We start from the raw sequence: 17979 nt of genomic DNA, 5'->3' as shown, positions 1-17979 counted from the left end.
GGGCCTCCTGCCCTGAATTTAATCGATGACCCCCTAATTCAGAACGCTTCAGCTCCCTCAAGGACAGGAGGCGCGCGCTGGGCGAACACTGGAAACTCATCCACAGGCACACACACAGGGGCGACGCATGAACCACTCATTGCTGTACGGATCGGTGGCCGCCGTCACGGCCGATGGCCTCCAGGGCGTGGTCGGCTGGTGGAAACGGGCGCATCGCGAATCGGTGGCGGCCCCGGCGCTGGTGGGCGCCCTGGAGTGCCGCGAGGTGGATTTCCCGTCGCGCGACGGGCGGGCGCGCATCGCGGCCACGCTGCTGCACGCCGGCACGACCCCCGGTGCGGCGGTGGTGCTGGTGGTCGGCCAAGTGGGCTGCTGGGGCAGCGACGCCCGTGTCGAGGGCCGCAGCCTGCACGTGCGCACGCTGGCGCAGGCGCTGCGCTCGCGCGGCATCACGGTGCTGGTCACACGCCTGCGCGGCCATGGCGAATCGGAGCGGCACGACGTGCTGGGCGCGGTCGACTACCTGCTCGCGCAAGGCCATGCACCGGGCCACATCGGGGTCATCGGTGCGTCGCTCGGCGCCTGCGCGGCGTTGATGGCGGCGGCGGAAGAGCCGGCGATCGCCGCCGTGGTGGCCGACAGCCCGCGGCGCGACTTGCGCGGGGAGGCGCGCCAACCGGCCGAAGTGCTGATGCCGCTCGCCCGTTGGCTCGGCCGGCTGCTGTCGGGCGTCGACCTCGGGCGCCGCCCGTGGCTGGGCGACCTGGCTGCGCTGCGCAACCGCTCGGTGCTGGTCGTGCACGGCCGGGGTGACCGCCAGGTGCCGCCCTCGGTGGGCCAGGCGGTGGCCGAGGCCTGCGCGGCACGCCTGTGGCTCACGGCCAGCCAATCCCACGCCGGCACGCTGCACGAAGCGCTGCCGCTCTACATCACCCGGGTGGTCGACTTCTTCTGCCAGCACCTGCCGGTGCAGCCGCGTGAGCCCCTGCTGCTGCCGGCGCAACCCCTCGAAGCAACGGCCTGATGCCATGTGGGGGCGTGCGCGGGCTGACAGAATCGGCGCCATGCCTTCCCATCCTGCCCCTGAAACCACCGCCACCCCAAGCGCCGTGCTGCGCGCCGCCGAGCTGCGCGACGTGCAGGCCATCGTCGGCCTGATCCGCGAGCTGGCCGAGTTCGAGAAGCTTACGCATCTGCTGCAGGTCACACCCGAAAAATTGCGCCCGCAGCTCTTCGGTGAGAAGCCAGTCGCCGAGGCCATGGTGGCCGAGCTTCAGGGCGAGGTGGTGGCCTTCGCGCTCTACTTCACCAATTTCTCGACCTTCCTTGCACAGCCGGGGCTCTACCTGGAAGACCTGTACGTGCAGCCCGCCCATCGCGGGAAGGGCATCGGCGAGTCCATGCTGACGCGGCTGGCCAAGCTGGCGGTCGACCGGGGCTACGGCCGCTTCGAGTGGTGCGTGCTCGACTGGAACGAAAACGCCATCCGCTTCTACAAGCGCATGGGAGCCACCGTGATGCCCGACTGGCGCCTCTCGCGCGTCACGGGTGACGCACTCGCGGCCCTGGCCTCACGCTGAGGCCTGAGCGCTTCCAGGGCTAGGGCGCGCGGGCGGCCCGCTGCTCTTCCTGCAACCTCAACACCTTGCGCTGCACCTTGCCGGTGGTCGTCATCGGCAGTGCGTCGATGAATTCGATCTCCTTCGGGTACTCGTAAGGCGCGAGCTTGCCGCGCACGTGCTGCTGCAGCGCTTCGACCAGGTCGGTCGAGCCCGTGAAACCTGAGGCGAGCACGACGAAGGCCTTCACCACCGCGCCGCGCTCGGCGTCGGGCTTGGGCACCACCGCCGCATTGGCCACCGCGGGGTGCTTGACCAGGCAGTTCTCGATCTCGCTCGGCCCGATGCGATACCCGGCCGCCTTGAACACGTCGTCGCTGCGGCCCTGGTACCAGAGGTAGCCATCGGCATCCATCACCGCGGTGTCGCCGGTGCGGCACCAGGAGTCGGCCGGGTCGCCGGTGAACTTGGCGCGTGTGGCCTCGTCGTTGCGCCAGTAGCCGAGGAAGAAGATCGGGTCGGGCTGGCCGTGCACGTCGCGACGGTGGATGGCCACGTCGCCCGGTGTGCCGCGCGGACACTCGCGGCCTTCGTCGTCGATCACCGCGATGCGGTGGCCGGGATAGGGGCGGCCCATGCTGCCGGGCTTCGCCGGCCACGCGCTGTGCGGCGCGCCGGTGGTGTCGACGAACCAGCCGCAGTTGCCCACCACGTAATTCATCTCCGTCTGGCCGAACATCTCGTTGACGGTGATGCCGAGCTGCCTCTCGCAGTAGTCGAACACCGCGTCGCCGACCGCCTCGCCGGCGCTCATGATGGCGCGCAGCTTGAGCGTGTGGCGCTCGCGCGGCGCGGGCACGGCTTTCATCATCGCCTTCAGCGCGGTGGGGAAGAGAAAGGTGTTGGTCACGCCATAGCGCGCCATCAGCTCGAAGGCCTTCTCGGGCGAGAAGCGGCCCTGGTAGGCCACGATCGGGTGGCCGAAATAGAGCGTGGGCAAGAGGGCGTCCATCAGCCCGCCGGTCCAGGCCCAGTCGGCGGGTGACCAGAAGACGTCGCCGCGTTGCGGAAACCAGTTCTGGCTGCAGACGAAACCCGGCAGGTTGCCGATCAACGCGCGGTGCGGGATGAGCGCGCCCTTGGGCGGCCCGGTGGTGCCGCTGGTGTAGATGAGGACGGCCGCGTCATCGGCCTTGGTCACCACCGGCTGGAAGCGCTCGGGCTCGCGGGCGAGCAGGGTGGTCCAGTCGACATCGCCCTGGCCCTGCGCGCCACCCGCCGCCACGACGGTGGCCAGTCGCGGGCACTCGTTGCGCGCGGCGAGAAGGTTCGCCACCGCACTTTCGTCAACGAGTGCGAGTCTGGCCTCGCTGTGCTGCAGGCGATACGCCAGCGCATCGGGTCCGAAGAGCATCGACAGCGGCATCGCCACTGCACCCAGCTGGTAAAGCGCGATGTGCGCGACCGCGGTCTCGATGCGCTGCGGCATCACGATGGCCACCCGGTCGCCCGCCTCGACCCCCAGCCGTTGCAGCGCATGGCTGAGCCGGTTGGCCTGCGCCTGCAGGCTGCCGTAGCTGCACTGGAGCGTCTGCCCGTTCTCGTGCTCGTAGAGGATGGCCGTGGCCTCGGGTGTCTCGCGGGCCCAGCGGCCGCAGCACATGTCGGCAATGTTGAAGTGCGGCGGCACCTTCCAGCGGAAGCCGGCGTGCAGGCGGTCGTAGGCCGAGGCCTGGGTCATGCGGTCTCCTTCATGAGGATCGGGCGACGGGCCAGCATAGAACGTGTGGTCTGGCACGAAAGCGCGGCCGCGCCTAGGGATTTCCCCGGGGCGATGCGGTGCCGCAGCCGCCGAAAACGAAGATATGCCGTACTCGCCGTTGTCTGCCGTGAAGAATCGCATCCGCCTGGGTGGGCCGGTGCCGTTCAACATCCGCGGGCCGGACAACCGCCTGCTGCTCGCCCGCGGCCAGGTCATCCGAGACGAAGCACAGCTCGATGCCCTGTTCGAGCGCGGCGCAGTGGTCGATGTGGACGACCTGAAGGGGCCGCGCGCCGAGGTGATCGAGGCGCCGGTCGAGACGCTGCCGGGGCTGTGGAGCGGCTGCATCGACCGTGTGGGCCGCACGCTGCGCACGCCCACGCTGCCCGAATTTGCTCAGGCGCTGGAGGAGGCCGCCGAGCCGGTGCTGGCACTTGTCGAGCGCGACCCCGACCTCGCCATCTTCCAGGTGGTGCGCCAGGATGCTGCGGGCAAGAACCCTTATGGCGTCGCGCATTCCGTGCACACCGCGATAGCCAGCTACCTGGTCGCGCAACGCCTGGGCTGGGACAAGCCGGCCATCGAGCGTGTCTTCAAGGCGGCGCTGACGATGAACCTCGCGATGCTGGAGCTGCAGTGCCGCCTGGCCACGCAAGTCACGCCGCTCACGGCCGCGCAGCGCGAAGTGATCCACGACCACCCGACGCGCAGCGCCGAGATGCTCGAAGCCTCGGGCGTGGCCGATGCCGATTGGCTGGCCGCGGTGCGCAACCACCATGAGGTCCCCGGCGGCCACGGCTACCCGCGCGCCTGCCAGGACGTCGACGACATGGCCTCGCTGCTGCGCCGCGTCGACATGTACACCGCCAAGCTGAGCCCTCGCATCACGCGCACCGCCATGCCTGCCAACCAGGCCGGGCGCGACCTCTTCGTCAAGGACGCGCAGCACCCGATGGCGGCGGCGGTGATCAAGGAATTCGGCGTCTACCCGCCGGGCTGCTTCGTGCAGCTGGAGTGCGGTGAACTGGGCGTGGTGATCAAGCGGGGGGCGAATGCCAACACGCCGGTCGTCGCGGCACTGACCGCGCGCAACGGCGACGCGCTGATGGAGCCGGCGCGGCGCCAGACCGACCACCGCGGCTTCGCCGTCGTCGGCGTGGTGCCGGAGAGCGCGCTGCGGGTGCGGGTGTCGCCCGAAAAGCTGGTGGTGCTGGCCACCCGTTGAACGCAGGCGCTGGCCTGCAGGAACAACGTGATTGCGGCACACTGCCGGGCTTCACCGGCAGCCTGGCTTTCCTTCACATGCAGCACGTTCAACTCGGTCGCAGCGACCTGCGCGTCACCCCCATCTGCCTCGGCACCATGACCTTCGGCCAGCAGGTCGACGAAGCGCTGGCGCACTCGTTGCTCGACCAGGCCATCGGCCGCGGCATCAACTTCATCGACACCGCCGAGATGTACGCCGTGCCCGCGCGGCGCGAGACCTACGGCGCCACCGAGCGCATCATCGGCACCTGGCTCGCGTCGCGGCCCGGCATGCGCCAGAAGATCGTGCTCGCCACCAAGGTCGCCGGCCCGGCGCGCGGCATGGACTGGATCCGCAACGGCTCGCCCGACCTGAGCCCCGCCGACATCGCCCAGGCCTGCGACGACAGCCTGAAGCGCCTGCAGACGGAGGTCATCGACCTGTACCAGATCCACTGGCCGAACCGCAATGCGCCGATGTTCGGCGGCCTCTACTTCGACCCGAAGCACGACAAGCCGCAGACCTCCATCCACGACCAGCTCGACGCTTTCGGCAAGCTGGTGAAGGCGGGCAAGGTGCGCCACATTGGCCTCTCGAACGAGACGCCCTGGGGTGTGGCCGAGTTCGTGCGCCTGGCCGAGCAGCACGGCCTGCCGCGTGTGGTGACGGTGCAGAACCCGTATGCGCTGACCAGCCGCGCGCTCGACAACGGGCTCGATGAAACGCTCTACCGCTACGGCGTCTCGCTGCTGGCGTATTCGCCGCTGGCGTTCGGTGCGCTCACCGGCAAGTACGACGCCTCCGGTTTTACCGGGCCGGCAGAGAAGGGCCGCCTGGCGGCCTTCGAGTCCTCGCGCAAGCAACGCTGGGGCCGGCCCGAGGCGCTGGAGGCGGCGCGTCTCTACAACGCGTTGGCGAAGGCACACGGCCTCACGCCGACGCAACTCGCACTGGCCTTCTGCTACCGCTCGCGGCGTGTGGCGAGCACGATCATCGGCGTCACGAACTCGCAGCAGCTGGTCGAAAACCTGGACGCGTGGGATGTACAGCTCTCGCCCGAGCTTTTGGCCGAAATCGATGCCATCCGCTGGAAGCACCGAGACCCCGCTCAATGATGTTGGCCCCCCAGTCGCTTCGCTCCTGCCCCCAAGGGGTGCCGTCCGGCTTGGGGCGGCCCGGCGCCGGACACTCCTGCTGATCATGGCCAAGAAAGACCACGTCTCCGAAACCCCCGCCACCCAACTGCTCAAGCAGCAGAAGGTGGCCTACACCGAGCACGTCTACGACTACGTCGACCACGGCGGCACCACCGAGTCGGCCCGGCAGCTCGGCGTCGACGAACACCATGTCGTGAAGACGCTGGTGATGGAAGACGAGAACGCCAAGCCGCTGATCGTGCTGATGCACGGCGACCGGCAGGTGAGCACGAAGAACCTCGCACGCCAGATCGGCACGAAGAAGGTCAGCCCCTGCAAGCCCGAGGTGGCGCAGCGCCACAGCGGCTATCTGGTGGGCGGCACCTCGCCCTTCGGCACCAAGAAGGCCATGCCGATCTACGTGGAAAGCACGGTGCTCGAGTTGCCGCGCATCTACATCAACGGCGGGCGCCGAGGCTACCTTGTCGGCCTTTCGCCACAGGTGTTGACCGAGGTGCTGAACGCGAAGCCGGTGCAGTGCGCGGGTGCAGAATAGCCGCTGCATTCCACTACAACAGCTCGCTCGATGGAGACCCTGTATTCCGCTGCCGCGGTGGTCGCGGCCTATCTGATCGGCTCGCTCTCGTTCGCCGTCATCGTCAGCCGCCTGATGGGCCTGTCGGACCCACGCAGTTACGGCTCGGGCAACCCCGGCGCCACCAACGTGCTGCGCTCGGGCAACAAGGCGGCGGCCATCCTCACGCTGGTGTTCGATGTGTTGAAGGGCTATGTGCCGGTGCTGCTGATGCTGATCTACGGCGGGCGCTTCGGCCTTGGCCACGGCACGGTGGCGATGGTGGGCCTGGCGGCCTTCCTCGGGCACCTGTGGCCGGTGTTCTTCCGCTTCAAGGGCGGCAAGGGTGTGGCCACCGCCGCCGGCGTGCTGCTCGCCTTCAACCCCTGGCTGGGCGCGGCCACGCTGCTCACCTTCGTGATCATCGTGGCCTTCTTCCGCTACGTGTCGCTCGGCTCCGTCGTGGCGGCGCTGTTCGCGCCGTTCTACCAGCTGCTGATCTGGGACGCGAATGCCATCGCCGGTGCGATCGTCGTGATGAGCCTGCTGCTCGTGTGGCGCCACAGCGCCAACATCCAGAAGCTCCTTGCCGGCACCGAAAGCAAACTCGGGCAGAAGGCTGCGGGCGCTGTTTCGAAAGCAACGCCACACACCAAGGGAAGCAAACCATGACGCACGCCGTACGCCGTTACCACGTGGGTGACCGTCTCTCCGAGATGGCCATCCACCACGGCACCGTCTACCTCGCCGGCCAGGTGCCCGACGACGCCACGCAAGACATCAAGGGCCAGACGCGCCAGGTGCTGGCCATGGTCGACAAGCTGCTCGCCGAAGCGCACACCGACAGCGCGCACATCCTGATGGCGCAGATCTTCCTGGCCGACATGGCCGACTTCGCCGGCATGAATGAGGTGTGGGACGACTGGGTCGCCCCCGGCGACGCCCCGCCGCGCGCCACCGTTCAGGCGAAGCTCGCCAGGCCCGAGTGGAAGATCGAGATCGTGGTGACGGCGGCGCTGAAGGTCTGACCGGCTCTAGGCCGACAGGCCGAGCTTCGCCGGGTCGCCGCGCCCCAGGCGCACCAGCACCGGCTCGTCGCCGGTGAGGTCGACCACCGTGGTCGGCTGCATCGGGCAGGCGCCCGCATCCAGCACCACCTCCACCTGCCCGCGGAAGCGCTCGCGGATCTCATCCGGGTCGTTGAGTGGCTCGGTTTCGCCGGGCGGGATCAGCGTGGTCGACAACAGAGGTTGGCCGAAGACGTCGAGCAGCTCCTGCAGCATCTTGTGTTCGGGCACGCGCAGGCCGATGGTGCGGCGCGACGGGTGCGACACACGGCGCGGCACTTCCTTCGTCGCCTCGAGCAGGAAGGTGTAGGGCCCCGGCGTGGCGTGCTTGAGCAGGCGGTATTGCTTGTTGTCGACGCGGGCGTAGCTCGCCAGCTCCGAGAGGTCGCGGCAGAGCAGCGTGAGGTGGTGCTTGTCGTCGACCTCGCGGATGCGGCGCAGCTTCTCGGCCGCGGCCTTGTCGTCGAGGTGGCAGACGATCGCGTAGCTCGAATCGGTGGGCACCGCCGCGATGCCGCCGCCGTGCAGCACGTCGGCGGCCTGCTTCAGGAGCCGCGCCTGCGGGTTCTCGGGGTGGACTTCGATGACGCGGGGCATCGCTTCTCCCTTAGTCGGGTGTGAGCGCCGAGTCGGCCGGCGCGATGCGCTGGGCCGCCGCGCTCTCGCGCAGGTTGAGCCACACCGAGGTGGCGCCGCACACGCCCACCACCGCAATGCCCACGAATGCCCAGCCGTCGGGCACGTGGTTGAAGACCAGGTAGCCGGCCACGCTCGCGAAGCCGAGCTGCAGGAAGGTGAAGGGCATGAGCGTGGCCATCGGCGCCATGCCCACCGCAAGGATCAGGCACAGGTGGCCCACCGTGCCTGCCACGCCGATCAGCAGCAGCAGGCCCCAGATCGAGGGCGGCGCCGCGCGCAGCGCCTCCCACGACGAGGCCGGCTCGAACATCAGGATCGCGCCCACCACGAGGGTGCCCACGAGGCCCGTGTAGAAATGCGTGGTCAGCGGGTGCTCCAGGTTCGACAGCCGCCGCGTAAGCAGCTGGAAGCCGGCGTACACGAGCGCCATCGTGAGCGGGATCAGCGCCACCCAGCCGAAGATGCCGGCCCCCGGCCGCACAACGATCAGCGCTCCGGCGAAGCCACCCGCCACCAGCGCCATGCGCAGCGGCGACACCTTCTCGTGCAGGAAGAGCGCCGCCAGCACCGTGACGAGCACCGGCGACAGCATGCCCACCGCGGTGAACTCGGCCACCGGCATCTGGCGGATGCCGATGAAGAGCAGCGCGCTCGTCGCCAGCAGTAGCGAGCCGCGCAGCAGCTGGAAGCGCGGGTGGGCGGTGCGAAAGAGGTTGCTGCCGCCGCGCAGCAGGCGCAGTGCCAGCCAGCCGCCCATCAGCAGCGCCTGCACTGCATAGCGAGCGAAGAGGCCGATGATGATCGGCAGCACCTGGCCGAGGTACTTGGCGGTGGTGTCGAGTGTCACGAACCACAGGCCCATGACAAGGATGAGGCCGATGCCCAGCAGCGGGCGGTGACTTGCACCCTGCAGGGCGATCGCGCTCACGGGCGTTGGACCCGCTCTGTCAGCGCTTCCCACACCGGCGTCAGCTTCGCGGGCAGCGGCGGCAGCGTGCCGAGGTCGACGTGGCTTTCGTCAGGGCTGTGGAAGTCGGAGCCGCGCGAGGCCAGCAACCCGTGTGCGAGCGCGAGGTCGGCGTAGACCGCGTACTCGGCGGGCGTATGGCTGCCGGTCACCACTTCCAGCGCCTGGCCGCCGTGCCGCTTGAACTCACTGAGGAGCGCGTCTTCCTGTTCCTGCGTGAGCTTGTAGCGGCCGGGGTGGGCGATGACGGCGATGCCGCCGGCCTGCGTGATCCAGCGCACCGCGTCGGCGAGCGAGGCCCAGCGGTGCGGCACGAAGCCGGGCTTGTCTTCGACGAGAAAGCGGCGAAACACCTCGCTGGTGTCGGCGCACACACCGCTGTCGACCAGAAAGCGCGCGAAGTGCGTGCGCGAGATCAGCTCGGGGTTGCCGACGTAGCGCAGTGCCCCTTCGAAGGCGTCGGCAATGCCCACCTGCGCCAGGCCAGCGGCCATGTCGCGGGCACGCTCTTCACGGCCACCGCGGGTCGCGCGCAAGCCGGCGTTGAGCGCCGGGTCGTCGGCATCGAAACCGAGCCCGACGATGTGCACCGTGGTGTTGGCAAAGGTGATCGAGATCTCGGTGCCGGTGAGGTAGGCGACGCCATTGGCATGGGCTGCGGCACGGGCGCGCTGCTGGCCGGCGACCTCGTCGTGGTCGGTGAGGGCCCACAGGTCCACACCGTTGGCGGCTGCACGTGCGGCGAGCGCTTCGGGCTCGAGCGTGCCGTCGGACACGATGGAATGGCAGTGCAGGTCGGCGTTGCGGATCACCTGCGGGATTGTAGGGAGCCCCTCCTGACGGCGCGCCGGGAGGGGCTTGGCCTCAGCGGGCGATGCGGTACAGCCAGCCGTCGTCGGTGATGAAGTAGATCCAGCCGTCGGGCCCCTGGCGCACGCAGCGCACGCGCGCGCCTTCCCAGATGCGCTCGCGGGCGGTGACGGTGTTGCCGCTCAGCGTGAGCCGCCACAGCGCCTGTCCTGCCTGGGCGCCGACCAGCAGGCTGCCCTGCCACTCGGGGAATCCTGTGCCGGTGTAGAACGCGATGGCACTCGGTGCAATGGAGCTGTACGGCGGCGTGCTGCCCGGGCCCGGCCACCACGTCACCGGCTCGGTGTAGGTGGGGGCGTGCGTGCCGCCACCGATCAGGCAGTTGGCGTTGGTGTCACCGTAGTTGCAGCCGTAGCTGCGCACCGGCCAGCCGTAGTTCTGGCCGGCGCGGGCGATGTTGATCTCGTCGCCGCCCTGCGGGCCGTGCTCACTGATCCACAGATCGCCCGTCGTCGGGTGGATGGCCGCGCCCTGCGGGTTGCGGTGGCCGAGGCTCCAGATGCCGGGCCGGGCGCCGGCGCCCAGGTTGGGGTTGTTGCCCGGGATGCTGCCGTCGCGGTTGATGCGCACCACCTTGCCGAGCGTGGTGGTGAGGTCTTGCGCCAGGTTCGGCGACTGTTTTTCGCCGAGCGTGATGAAGAGTGTCTTGTCACGGCCGAAGGCGAGGCGTGAGCCGTAGTGGGCCGGGATGCCGGTCTTCGGGAACTGGCGGAAGAGCGGGTCGCGCGAGACGTCGAGCAGCTGGTTGCTGTTGAGGTCGAGACGGCCGCGGTTCACCGCCGTGCCGAGGAAAGCTCCGTCGGGCTCGGTGTACGAGAAGTACACCCAGTTCGAGCCGGGGGTGGTGTAGTCGGGGTCGAGCACGATGTCGAGCAGGCCACCCTGGCTGTCGGTGTTGACCGTGGGCACGCCGGAGAACGGGCCCGAGAGCGCGCTGAAATCGGCGCGCATCACGACCAGCGTGCCGGCCTTCTGCGTGAACACGATGCGCCCGTCGGGCAGGAACGCGAAGCTCCAGGGCGCGGTGAGCCGCGCATTGGCGTTGAGCCGGGTCGCCTGCGGCGGGGGCGGTGGTGGGGGCGGCGGGGGAGGGGGCGGTGGCGTGTTGCCGCCGCCGCCACCACCGCCGGGCGGTGGCGCGGGCGGGCCGGGCGGGATGTTGGGGGGAGGCGGCGCGTCGCCGCCGCCGCAGCTCATGAGCGGCACGCTGACGGCGGCCCAGAGGGCGCTCAGGCGAACGAGGCCGCTGCGGCGCTGCAAGTCGATGGGGCTGCCGGACGTTGGAGAAGGTGGGCGTTTCATGGTTGGGTCCCGAACCGATTTCTCGAAGCACTGGGCAGGTTAGTCCAGGCCGCACAGATGTGCCGGCAACCGAATGCAACCTTGTCGAGAGAGTGGTATCGGGTGCGGCGCACCCCGATGCGGCAATCAGCGTGCCGCTTCGACGATCATCTGCAGGCGCTGCTGCCCGTTGTATTCGTCGACACGCAGCTGGTAGGCGAGCGTCACCCGGTCGGGCAGGGGCTCGCTGCGCCCGAACCAGATCGCGTCGCGCAGGGCGCCGGCGTGGCGCACGGCGAGCTTCAGATGTTTCTCGCCAACCAGGCGCTGCGACACCACTTCCACCTCGTCGCTGAAAAGCGGGGCTTCGAAGGCCTGCCCCCACACCTGCGCGTCGAGCGAGCGCACGGTGTCGAGGTTGAAGTACTCGGCCGGCAGCGGCCCGTCGGTCATCAGCGTGCGCGAGAGGGTGGCGGCGTCGAGCCACTCCGTGGCCACACGCTGGAAGGCGTCGACGAAGGTCGGGAAGTCGATTTCGGCGAGCGTGCAGCCGGCCGCCATCGCGTGGCCGCCGAACTTCTTCAGCACGCCGGGGTGGCGCTTGCTGACGAGGTCGAGCGCATCGCGCAGGTGGAAGCCGTTGATCGAGCGACCCGAGCCCTTGAGCAGGCCGTCCTGCCCCATCGCGAAGACGAAGGTCGGGCGGTGCACCCGGTCCTTCAGGCGCGAGGCGACGATGCCGACCACGCCTTCGTGGAAATCGGGGTCGTAGATCGCGAGTGCGGGCGGCGCGTCGCCGGCCGGCATGAGCCGCGCCAGCATCGCCTCGGCCTGCTCGCGCATGCCGGCTTCCACGTCGCGCCGCTCGCGGTTGATGGTGTCGAGCAGCTGGGCCAGCTCGGTGGCGCGAGACGGGTCGTCGGTGAGCAGGCACTCGATGCCGAGCGACATGTCGCTCAAGCGCCCGGCGGCGTTGATGCGCGGGCCGAGCGCGAAGCCGAAGTCGAAGCCGGTGGCGCGTGAGGCGTCGCGGCCGGCGGCCTTGAAGAGCGCGGCCACGCCCGGCTGCATGCGGCCGGCGCGGATGCGCTTCAGGCCCTGCGCCACGAGGCGGCGGTTGTTGGCGTCGAGCTTCACCACGTCGGCCACGGTGCCGAGCGCCACCAGGTCGAGCAGCACGTCGAGCCGCGGCTGGGTCTCGGCTGTGAACACGCCGCGGGCGCGCAACTCGCTCCGCAGCGCCAGCAGCACGTAGAACATCACGCCCACGCCCGCGAGGTTCTTGCTCGGGAAGCCGCAGTCGGGCTGGTTGGGGTTCACGATCACCGTGGCGGCGGGCAGCTGCGCGACACCTTCTGCGTCTTTCGCGGGCAGGTGGTGGTCGGTCACGACGACATCGAGGCCGAGCGTGCGCGCGTGGTCGACGCCGGCCAGGCTCGCAATGCCGTTGTCGACGGTCAGCAGCACCTGCGGCTGCTTCTGCAGCGCGAGGTCGACGATGGCCGGCGTGAGGCCGTAGCCGTGCACCGCGCGGTCGGGCACCACGTGGCACAGCGTGCCCGGCGCCGCGCCCAGCATCTGCAGGCCCCGCAGCGCCACGGCGCAGGCGGTGGCGCCGTCGCAGTCGTAGTCGGCCACGATGCAGATGCGTTTGCGGGCGGCGAGGGCGTCGGCCAGAAACGTTGCCGCGGCCTGCGTGCCCATCAGCTGCGCCGGAGCCACCAGGCCGGCGAGGGCGTCGTCGATCTCGTCGGCGCTGCGCACTCCACGGGCGGCGTACAGGCGCGCCAGCAAGGGGTGGATGCCGGCCTGTTCGAGCGCCCACACGGTGCGGGGCGGCACCTCGCGCAAGCGCAGGGTCGGCTCTCTGGTGAGGGTCATCACAGGGCCTCCAGCACGGGCGCCACCGCGGGCGTGGGCGGCTTCAGCCGCGACCACAGGCCCATTGCCTGCGGCTCGAAGCGCTGGGCGCGCCGCTCGCCGCAGAGCGTGAGCGTCACGGGCAACTGGTCGCGCGAGGCGGTCAGGGCCTCCTGCACGGCGCCTTCGTCGAGCGCCCGCCAGGCATCGGCCCAGGCGGCCCAGTCGGAGGCCAGCGCCGGGCCGCGCAGGCTGTCGGCCACCTGCAGCGGTGTCGTCGCTTCGGCCTGTGCCCGACCGCAGCCGCTGAGCCAGAACGAGTTGACCGGCAGCGCGCCGAGGCCCACGCGGTGGTCGTTCAGCGGCTGCTGGTAGAGCAGCATCTGCACCTCGTTCTGGAGGCGGCGGATCAGCGTGACCTGGGGCGACGAGGGCAGCCAGAGGTCGATGTTGCGGCCGATCACGCGGTCGAGGCTGGCGCTGGGCGTTGCGGCGAGCGACTCGTGCGCGGCATACCAGCGCATTGGCGCGCCCCAGGCCATCTCCCAGCCTTCGCTTTCGAAGAGCGGCTTCACCGCCTCGAAGAGCGTGTGCGACTCCTGCGCGCTCAGGTGCAGGTTGGCCGGGTCGGGCAGCGTCACCTGGTCGGTGCCCACATGCCAGTGCACCGGCGTGAGCAGGCCCCAGGCCTTCTGGCCGACGGTGATGCCGTCGCGTGCGGCCTGGCGGGCGGCCCAGGGGAAGCAGCCGTCGTCGGCCTGCCAGCCCAGCGCCTGCGCGTGGGCCAGTTCATGCGGCGGGGTGAGGCTGTATTCGTCGTGGCCGAGGCATTCGGCGGGGCGCAGGCGCCCGAGCAGCCGGCTCAGGTGGGGCAGCTTGAGGCTGCGCAGCGCCGCAAGGCCACGCTCGGAGTGGGGCGCGGCGTAGGGGATCAACAGATGCATCGGCGGATTATCCGGGGATGCCGTCACCCATTCTTCACAACCCCGCCACGGCGCAGTCATTCATCGCGCGGACCATGCGGGTCCATGCAACGCGACGCAGCATTCCTTCAGGCATGGGCCGCCCCGAGCGCCGATCTCGCGGGCGATGACGCGCCGCGCGAGCACAAACGCCACTACCGCAGCGTGTGGATTTCCGACCTGCACCTGGGCACGCCCGGCTGCCAGGCGAAGGCGTTGCTCGACTTCCTGAAGCACGTGGAGTGCGAGACGCTCTTTCTCGTCGGCGACATCGTCGACGGCTGGCAACTGCGCCGCAGCTGGTATTGGCCGCAGGCGCACAACGACGTGGTGCAGAAGATCCTGCGCAAGGCGCGCAAGGGCACACGGGTGATCTTCATCCCCGGCAACCACGACGAGTTCGCGCGCAAGTACGTCGGCCACAACTTCGGCGGCATCGACGTGGCCGAGGAATGGGTGCACGAGACGGCCGACGGCCAGAAGCTCTGGGTCATGCACGGCGACTATTTCGACGGCGTGATCCAGTGCGCCAAGTGGCTCGCGCACGTGGGCGACTCGCTCTACGAATTCACCCTCAAGCTCAACCGCTACCTCAACTCGCTGCGCGCGCGCATGGGGCTGCCGTACTGGAGCCTGTCGAAGTATCTGAAGCTCAAGGTCAAGCGCGCCGTCAACTTCATCGGCGATTTCGAGGCCGCGGTGGCGCGCGAGGCACGGCGCCGGGGCGTGCAGGGCGTGGTGTGCGGGCACATCCACCATGCCGAGCTGCGCGAGATCGACGGCATCACCTACGCCAACGACGGCGACTGGGTGGAAAGCCTCACCGCGCTCGGCGAGCAGGCCGATGGTCGGCTGGAGATCATCGACTGGGCCGAGCAAATGCGGGCCCGCCACCTGGCGCCGGTCGCCGTGGCCGAGGTCGCGGCGTGAAGATCGCGCTGGTCACCGATGCCTGGCGGCCGCAGGTCAACGGCGTGGTGACCACGCTCGTCGAGCTGGAAGAAGGGCTGGCCGCGATGGGCCACGAGGTGGTGCTGGTGGAGCCTTCGGGCTTCAAACGCTTTCCGTGCCCGGGCTACCGCGAGATCGAGCTGGCGTGGCGGCCGGGCCGCAAGGTGGCGGCGATGCTCGACGAAGCGCAGGCCGACGCCATCCACATCGCCACCGAAGGCCCGCTCGGCTCGGCGGCGCGGGCGCATTGCCTGAAGCGCGGCTGGGCCTTCACCACCGCCTTCCACACCCGCTTCCCGGACATCCTGTCCAAGGCGCTGCACATTCCGCCACGCTGGGGCTATGCCTGGTTCCGCCGTTTCCACGCGCCGTCGAGCGGGATCCTGGTGCCCACCACCGGCATGCTCGACCTCCTGCGCGGGCATGGCTTCTCGCCGCTCAAGGCCTGGTCGCACGGGGTGGACCTGAGCCTCTTCAAGCCGGTGGAAGGGGCCGACCTCGGGTTGCCGCGGCCGGTGTTCCTGTACGTGGGCCGGGTCAGCTACGAGAAGAACCTCGACGCCTTCCTGAAGCTCGACCTGCCAGGCTCCAAGGTCGTCTACGGCGTCGGCCCGTTGGAAGAAGCGCTCAAGCGCAGGTACCCCGAAGTCCATTGGCGCGGTGTGGTCCCGCGGCCCGAGCTGGTCAGGATCTACAGCGCGGCCGATGCGTTCGTCTTCCCGAGCTGCTCCGAGACCTTTGGCCTGGTGATGCTGGAGGCCATGGCCTGCGGCACGCCGGTGGCGGCCTTCCCGGTGCCGGGCCCGCTGGACGTGGTGGCGCCCAAGCACGACGAGCACGATGGCGGTGTGTTGCACGACGATCTGCGCGTGGCGGCACTGGCCGCGCTGAAGATCCCGCGCGAGGCGGCACGCCGCCGGGCGATGCAGTTCGACTGGACCGAGGTCTGCCACCAGTTTGTCGGCCACCTCGTGCCGAGCTGTCACACGAGCGTCGAGGCTGTCACCAAATCGTCGCAAAACCTTCATAGACTGGTCTCATGACCCCGGTGCCCACAACAAGAACGCTTGCACTGCTCAACCGTGAAAGCTCCATCCTCGCCTTCAACCGCCGGGTGCTGGCCCAGGCCCGGCGCGAGGACGTGCCGCTGCTGGAGCGGCTGCGCTACATCTGCATCGTCTCGTCGAACATGGACGAGTTCTTCGAGGTGCGTTTCGCCGACTACATCGAGGCGGCCCGCCAGCCGGGGGCAGGGGTGTCGAACCGTGACCTGGAGGCGGTGGCGGCTGACGCCCACCGCCTGATCGACGACCAATACCACTGCTTCAACGACGAGGTGATGCCCGCGCTGCAGCGCGAGGGCATCCGCATCCTCAACCACGGCGAGCGCAACGACGCGCAGCGTCGCTGGGTCGACAACTTCTTCCAGCGCCAGGTGCGGCCGCTGCTCGTGCCGGTGGGGCTGGACCCGTCGCACCCCTTCCCGCAGGTGGCCAACAAGTCGCTCAACTTCATCGTGCGCCTGGGCGGGCAAGACGCCTTCGGCCGCGAGAACAGCATCGCGATCGTGAAGGTGCCGCGGGTGCTGCCGCGGGTCATCCGCCTGCCCGACGAACTGGCCGGCGGGGCGCAGTGCTTCGTGTTGCTGACGAGCGTGATCCGTGCGCACCTTGCCGAGCTGTTCCCTGGCCGGGAGGTGGAGGCGTTTTCGCAGTTCCGCCTCACGCGCGACTCCGACCTCGCGGTCGACGAAGAAGACGTGGTCAACCTGCGCCAGGCGCTGCGCTCGGGCCTCACCACGCGCCACTTCGGCCAGGCCATCCGGCTGGAGGTGGTCAACACCTGCCCGCCGGAGTTGTCGGCCTTCCTGCTGGCGCAGTTCGCCCTGCCCGAGGCGGCGCTGTACCAGGTCAACGGCCCGGTGAACCTGGTCCGCCTCAATGCGCTGATCGACGCGGCCGACGCGCCGCACCTGCGCTTTGCGCCGCACGAGCCCTCGTGGCCGCGGCGGCTGTCGCGCGACGAGTCCATCTTCAAGCACCTGAGCGAGGTGGGCGACGTGCTGATGCACCACCCCTACCAGTCGTTCGAGCCGGTGGTGCAGTTCCTGCGCGAAGCGGTCGAAGACCCCGACGTGCTCGCCATCAAGCAGACCATCTACCGCACCGGCAGCGAGTCGCCGCTGATGGACCTGCTGATCGAAGCCGCCCGCCGCGGCAAGGAAGTGATGGCGGTGGTGGAGCTGAAGGCGCGCTTCGACGAAGAGGCCAACATCAACTGGGCCGAGCGGCTCGAGGCCGTGGGCGCGCAGGTGGTGTACGGCATCGTCGGCCTGAAGACGCACGCCAAGCTGCTGCTCGTGACGCGCCGCGAGGCCAGCCGCCTGCGCCGCTACGCCCACCTCTCGACCGGCAACTACAACCCCAAGACCGCGCGGCTCTACACCGACGTGGGCTACCTCACCGCCGACCCCGAGCTGACGTCCGACGCCGATGCCGTGTTCCAGCAGCTGGCGAGCCTGGGCAAGACGCGGCCGATGAAGCAGCTGCTGCAGGCGCCCTTCACCTTGCACAAGCAGACGCTCAAGCTGGTGGAGCAGGTGGCCCAGGCCGCACGCGACGGCCAGCCGGCGCGCATCGTCGCCAAGGTCAACGCGCTGACCGACGTGCCGCTGATCGACGCATTGATCGCCGCCAGCCAGGCCGGTGCGAGCATCGACCTCATCGTGCGCGGCGCCTGCATGCTGCCGCCCGGCATTCCCGGCCAGACCGACCGCATCCGCGTGCGCTCGGTGGTGGGGCGGCTGCTCGAACATTCGCGCGTGCTCTATTTCCGCTGGGGATCGCGCGACGACGACGAAGCGCTGTACCTGTCGAGTGCCGACTGGATGAGCCGCAACATGTTCCGCCGCATCGAGGTGGCGTGGCCGGTGCGCGACGCCAAGATGCGCCAGCGGGTGATCGACGAGTGCCTGGTGCCCTACCTGCACGACCGGCAAGACGCCTGGGAACTCCGCGCCGACGGGGAGTACGAACGGGTCGGGCAAGACGGGCCGAGCGCCCAGCGAGCCCTGATGGAACGTTACGCCGTGGGAGGCTGAGAACG

At 69.5% G+C, this 17979-nt stretch carries 17 protein-coding genes; 10 read left to right on the top strand and 7 right to left on the bottom strand.

The window, feature by feature from the left end:
• Positions 1-127: 127 nt before the first annotated feature.
• Positions 128-1024: an alpha/beta hydrolase gene (locus LRS03_RS10330; protein WP_257825346.1), complete on the top strand. Its 897-nt coding sequence runs from the start codon at positions 128-130 to the stop codon at positions 1022-1024.
• A 40-nt stretch (positions 1025-1064) separates the two neighbouring features.
• On the top strand, positions 1065-1580 hold the full coding sequence (locus LRS03_RS10325) for a GNAT family N-acetyltransferase (RefSeq protein ID WP_257825345.1): 516 nt from the start codon (positions 1065-1067) through the stop codon (positions 1578-1580).
• A gap of 19 nt (positions 1581-1599) precedes the next feature.
• Here LRS03_RS10325 and LRS03_RS10320 read toward each other — a convergent pair whose 3' ends face one another.
• Positions 1600-3300 (bottom strand): acetate--CoA ligase, encoded by a 1701-nt coding sequence (locus tag LRS03_RS10320; RefSeq protein WP_257825344.1) that lies wholly within the window; start codon positions 3298-3300, stop codon positions 1600-1602.
• 148 nt (positions 3301-3448) lie between these two features.
• Between LRS03_RS10320 and LRS03_RS10315 the strand changes: the two genes are divergently transcribed.
• The 5 genes from LRS03_RS10315 to LRS03_RS10295 all read left to right on the top strand — a co-directional run bounded on the left by LRS03_RS10315 (position 3449) and on the right by LRS03_RS10295 (position 7305).
• Positions 3449-4546, top strand: coding sequence for an HD-GYP domain-containing protein (locus LRS03_RS10315; protein WP_257825343.1), 1098 nt, complete (start codon positions 3449-3451; stop codon positions 4544-4546).
• Positions 4547-4623: 77 nt separating this feature from the next.
• The gene (locus LRS03_RS10310; protein WP_257825342.1) at positions 4624-5682 is read left to right on the top strand and encodes an aldo/keto reductase; all 1059 of its coding nucleotides are present in this window, start codon (positions 4624-4626) and stop codon (positions 5680-5682) included.
• An 85-nt stretch (positions 5683-5767) separates the two neighbouring features.
• Positions 5768-6259: a Cys-tRNA(Pro) deacylase gene (gene ybaK, locus LRS03_RS10305; RefSeq protein ID WP_257825341.1), complete on the top strand. Its 492-nt coding sequence runs from the start codon at positions 5768-5770 to the stop codon at positions 6257-6259.
• A gap of 30 nt (positions 6260-6289) precedes the next feature.
• Entirely contained in the window at positions 6290-6949 is a 660-nt protein-coding gene (gene plsY / locus LRS03_RS10300; protein ID WP_257825340.1) for a glycerol-3-phosphate 1-O-acyltransferase PlsY, read from the top strand.
• Positions 6946-7305 carry a RidA family protein gene (locus LRS03_RS10295; protein ID WP_257825339.1) on the top strand — a complete coding sequence of 120 codons (360 nt, stop codon included), beginning with the start codon at positions 6946-6948 and terminating at the stop codon, positions 7303-7305. The genes plsY and LRS03_RS10295 overlap by 4 nt, the downstream gene beginning before the upstream one ends.
• A 6-nt stretch (positions 7306-7311) precedes the next feature.
• Here the strand turns inward: LRS03_RS10295 and LRS03_RS10290 are convergent, their stop codons facing one another.
• The 6 genes from LRS03_RS10290 to LRS03_RS10265 form a co-directional block, all read right to left on the bottom strand.
• Positions 7312-7941: an L-threonylcarbamoyladenylate synthase gene (locus tag LRS03_RS10290; RefSeq protein ID WP_257825338.1), complete on the bottom strand. Its 630-nt coding sequence runs from the start codon at positions 7939-7941 to the stop codon at positions 7312-7314.
• Between the two features lie 10 nt (positions 7942-7951).
• Positions 7952-8911 (bottom strand): DMT family transporter, encoded by a 960-nt coding sequence (locus LRS03_RS10285; protein WP_257825337.1) that lies wholly within the window; start codon positions 8909-8911, stop codon positions 7952-7954.
• Positions 8908-9762, bottom strand: coding sequence for a 3',5'-nucleoside bisphosphate phosphatase (locus LRS03_RS10280; RefSeq protein ID WP_374685050.1), 855 nt, complete (start codon positions 9760-9762; stop codon positions 8908-8910). The genes LRS03_RS10285 and LRS03_RS10280 overlap by 4 nt, the downstream gene beginning before the upstream one ends.
• A 52-nt stretch (positions 9763-9814) precedes the next feature.
• Entirely contained in the window at positions 9815-11122 is a 1308-nt protein-coding gene (locus LRS03_RS10275; protein WP_257825336.1) for a PQQ-dependent sugar dehydrogenase, read from the bottom strand.
• 126 nt (positions 11123-11248) lie between these two features.
• Positions 11249-12982 (bottom strand): single-stranded-DNA-specific exonuclease RecJ, encoded by a 1734-nt coding sequence (gene recJ, locus LRS03_RS10270; protein ID WP_257825335.1) that lies wholly within the window; start codon positions 12980-12982, stop codon positions 11249-11251.
• On the bottom strand, positions 12982-13905 hold the full coding sequence (locus LRS03_RS10265) for a hypothetical protein (protein ID WP_257825334.1): 924 nt from the start codon (positions 13903-13905) through the stop codon (positions 12982-12984). The genes recJ and LRS03_RS10265 overlap by 1 nt, the downstream gene beginning before the upstream one ends.
• Positions 13906-13989: 84 nt before the next feature.
• Between LRS03_RS10265 and LRS03_RS10260 the strand changes: the two genes are divergently transcribed.
• Genes LRS03_RS10260 through ppk1 form a run of 3 tightly spaced genes read left to right on the top strand, consistent with a single transcriptional unit; the run spans position 13990 to position 17974 of the window.
• Positions 13990-14853: a UDP-2,3-diacylglucosamine diphosphatase gene (locus tag LRS03_RS10260; protein ID WP_257825333.1), complete on the top strand. Its 864-nt coding sequence runs from the start codon at positions 13990-13992 to the stop codon at positions 14851-14853.
• Positions 14850-15917: a glycosyltransferase family 4 protein gene (locus tag LRS03_RS10255; protein ID WP_257825332.1), complete on the top strand. Its 1068-nt coding sequence runs from the start codon at positions 14850-14852 to the stop codon at positions 15915-15917. The genes LRS03_RS10260 and LRS03_RS10255 overlap by 4 nt, the downstream gene beginning before the upstream one ends.
• On the top strand, positions 15914-17974 hold the full coding sequence (gene ppk1, locus LRS03_RS10250; RefSeq protein WP_257825331.1) for a polyphosphate kinase 1: 2061 nt from the start codon (positions 15914-15916) through the stop codon (positions 17972-17974). Before LRS03_RS10255 ends, ppk1 begins: the two co-directional genes overlap by 4 nt.
• The last annotated feature ends 5 nt before the right edge of the window (positions 17975-17979 follow it).

It is taken from the genome of Rhizobacter sp. J219 (genome assembly GCF_024700055.1).
Classification (GTDB): Bacteria; Pseudomonadota; Gammaproteobacteria; order Burkholderiales; family Burkholderiaceae_C; genus Rhizobacter.
The sequence above is the reverse complement of the archived record's forward strand: the minus strand, read 5'-3'. Positions and strand labels throughout refer to the sequence as shown.

What these genes read in the sequence shown, in the direction of transcription:
- LRS03_RS10330 (WP_257825346.1), top strand. Translation starts at nt 128, where the DNA reads ATGAACCACTCATTGCTGTACGGATCGGTGGCCGCCGTCACGGCCGAT.
- LRS03_RS10325 (WP_257825345.1), top strand. Translation starts at nt 1,065, where the DNA reads ATGCCTTCCCATCCTGCCCCTGAAACCACCGCCACCCCAAGCGCCGTG.
- LRS03_RS10320 (WP_257825344.1), bottom strand. Translation starts at nt 3,300, where the DNA reads ATGACCCAGGCCTCGGCCTACGACCGCCTGCACGCCGGCTTCCGCTGG.
- LRS03_RS10310 (WP_257825342.1), top strand. Translation starts at nt 4,624, where the DNA reads ATGCAGCACGTTCAACTCGGTCGCAGCGACCTGCGCGTCACCCCCATC.
- ybaK (WP_257825341.1), top strand. Translation starts at nt 5,768, where the DNA reads ATGGCCAAGAAAGACCACGTCTCCGAAACCCCCGCCACCCAACTGCTC.
- plsY (WP_257825340.1), top strand. Translation starts at nt 6,290, where the DNA reads ATGGAGACCCTGTATTCCGCTGCCGCGGTGGTCGCGGCCTATCTGATC.
- LRS03_RS10295 (WP_257825339.1), top strand. Translation starts at nt 6,946, where the DNA reads ATGACGCACGCCGTACGCCGTTACCACGTGGGTGACCGTCTCTCCGAG.
- LRS03_RS10290 (WP_257825338.1), bottom strand. Translation starts at nt 7,941, where the DNA reads ATGCCCCGCGTCATCGAAGTCCACCCCGAGAACCCGCAGGCGCGGCTC.
- LRS03_RS10275 (WP_257825336.1), bottom strand. Translation starts at nt 11,122, where the DNA reads ATGAAACGCCCACCTTCTCCAACGTCCGGCAGCCCCATCGACTTGCAG.
- recJ (WP_257825335.1), bottom strand. Translation starts at nt 12,982, where the DNA reads ATGACCCTCACCAGAGAGCCGACCCTGCGCTTGCGCGAGGTGCCGCCC.
- LRS03_RS10265 (WP_257825334.1), bottom strand. Translation starts at nt 13,905, where the DNA reads ATGCATCTGTTGATCCCCTACGCCGCGCCCCACTCCGAGCGTGGCCTT.
- LRS03_RS10260 (WP_257825333.1), top strand. Translation starts at nt 13,990, where the DNA reads ATGCAACGCGACGCAGCATTCCTTCAGGCATGGGCCGCCCCGAGCGCC.
- ppk1 (WP_257825331.1), top strand. Translation starts at nt 15,914, where the DNA reads ATGACCCCGGTGCCCACAACAAGAACGCTTGCACTGCTCAACCGTGAA.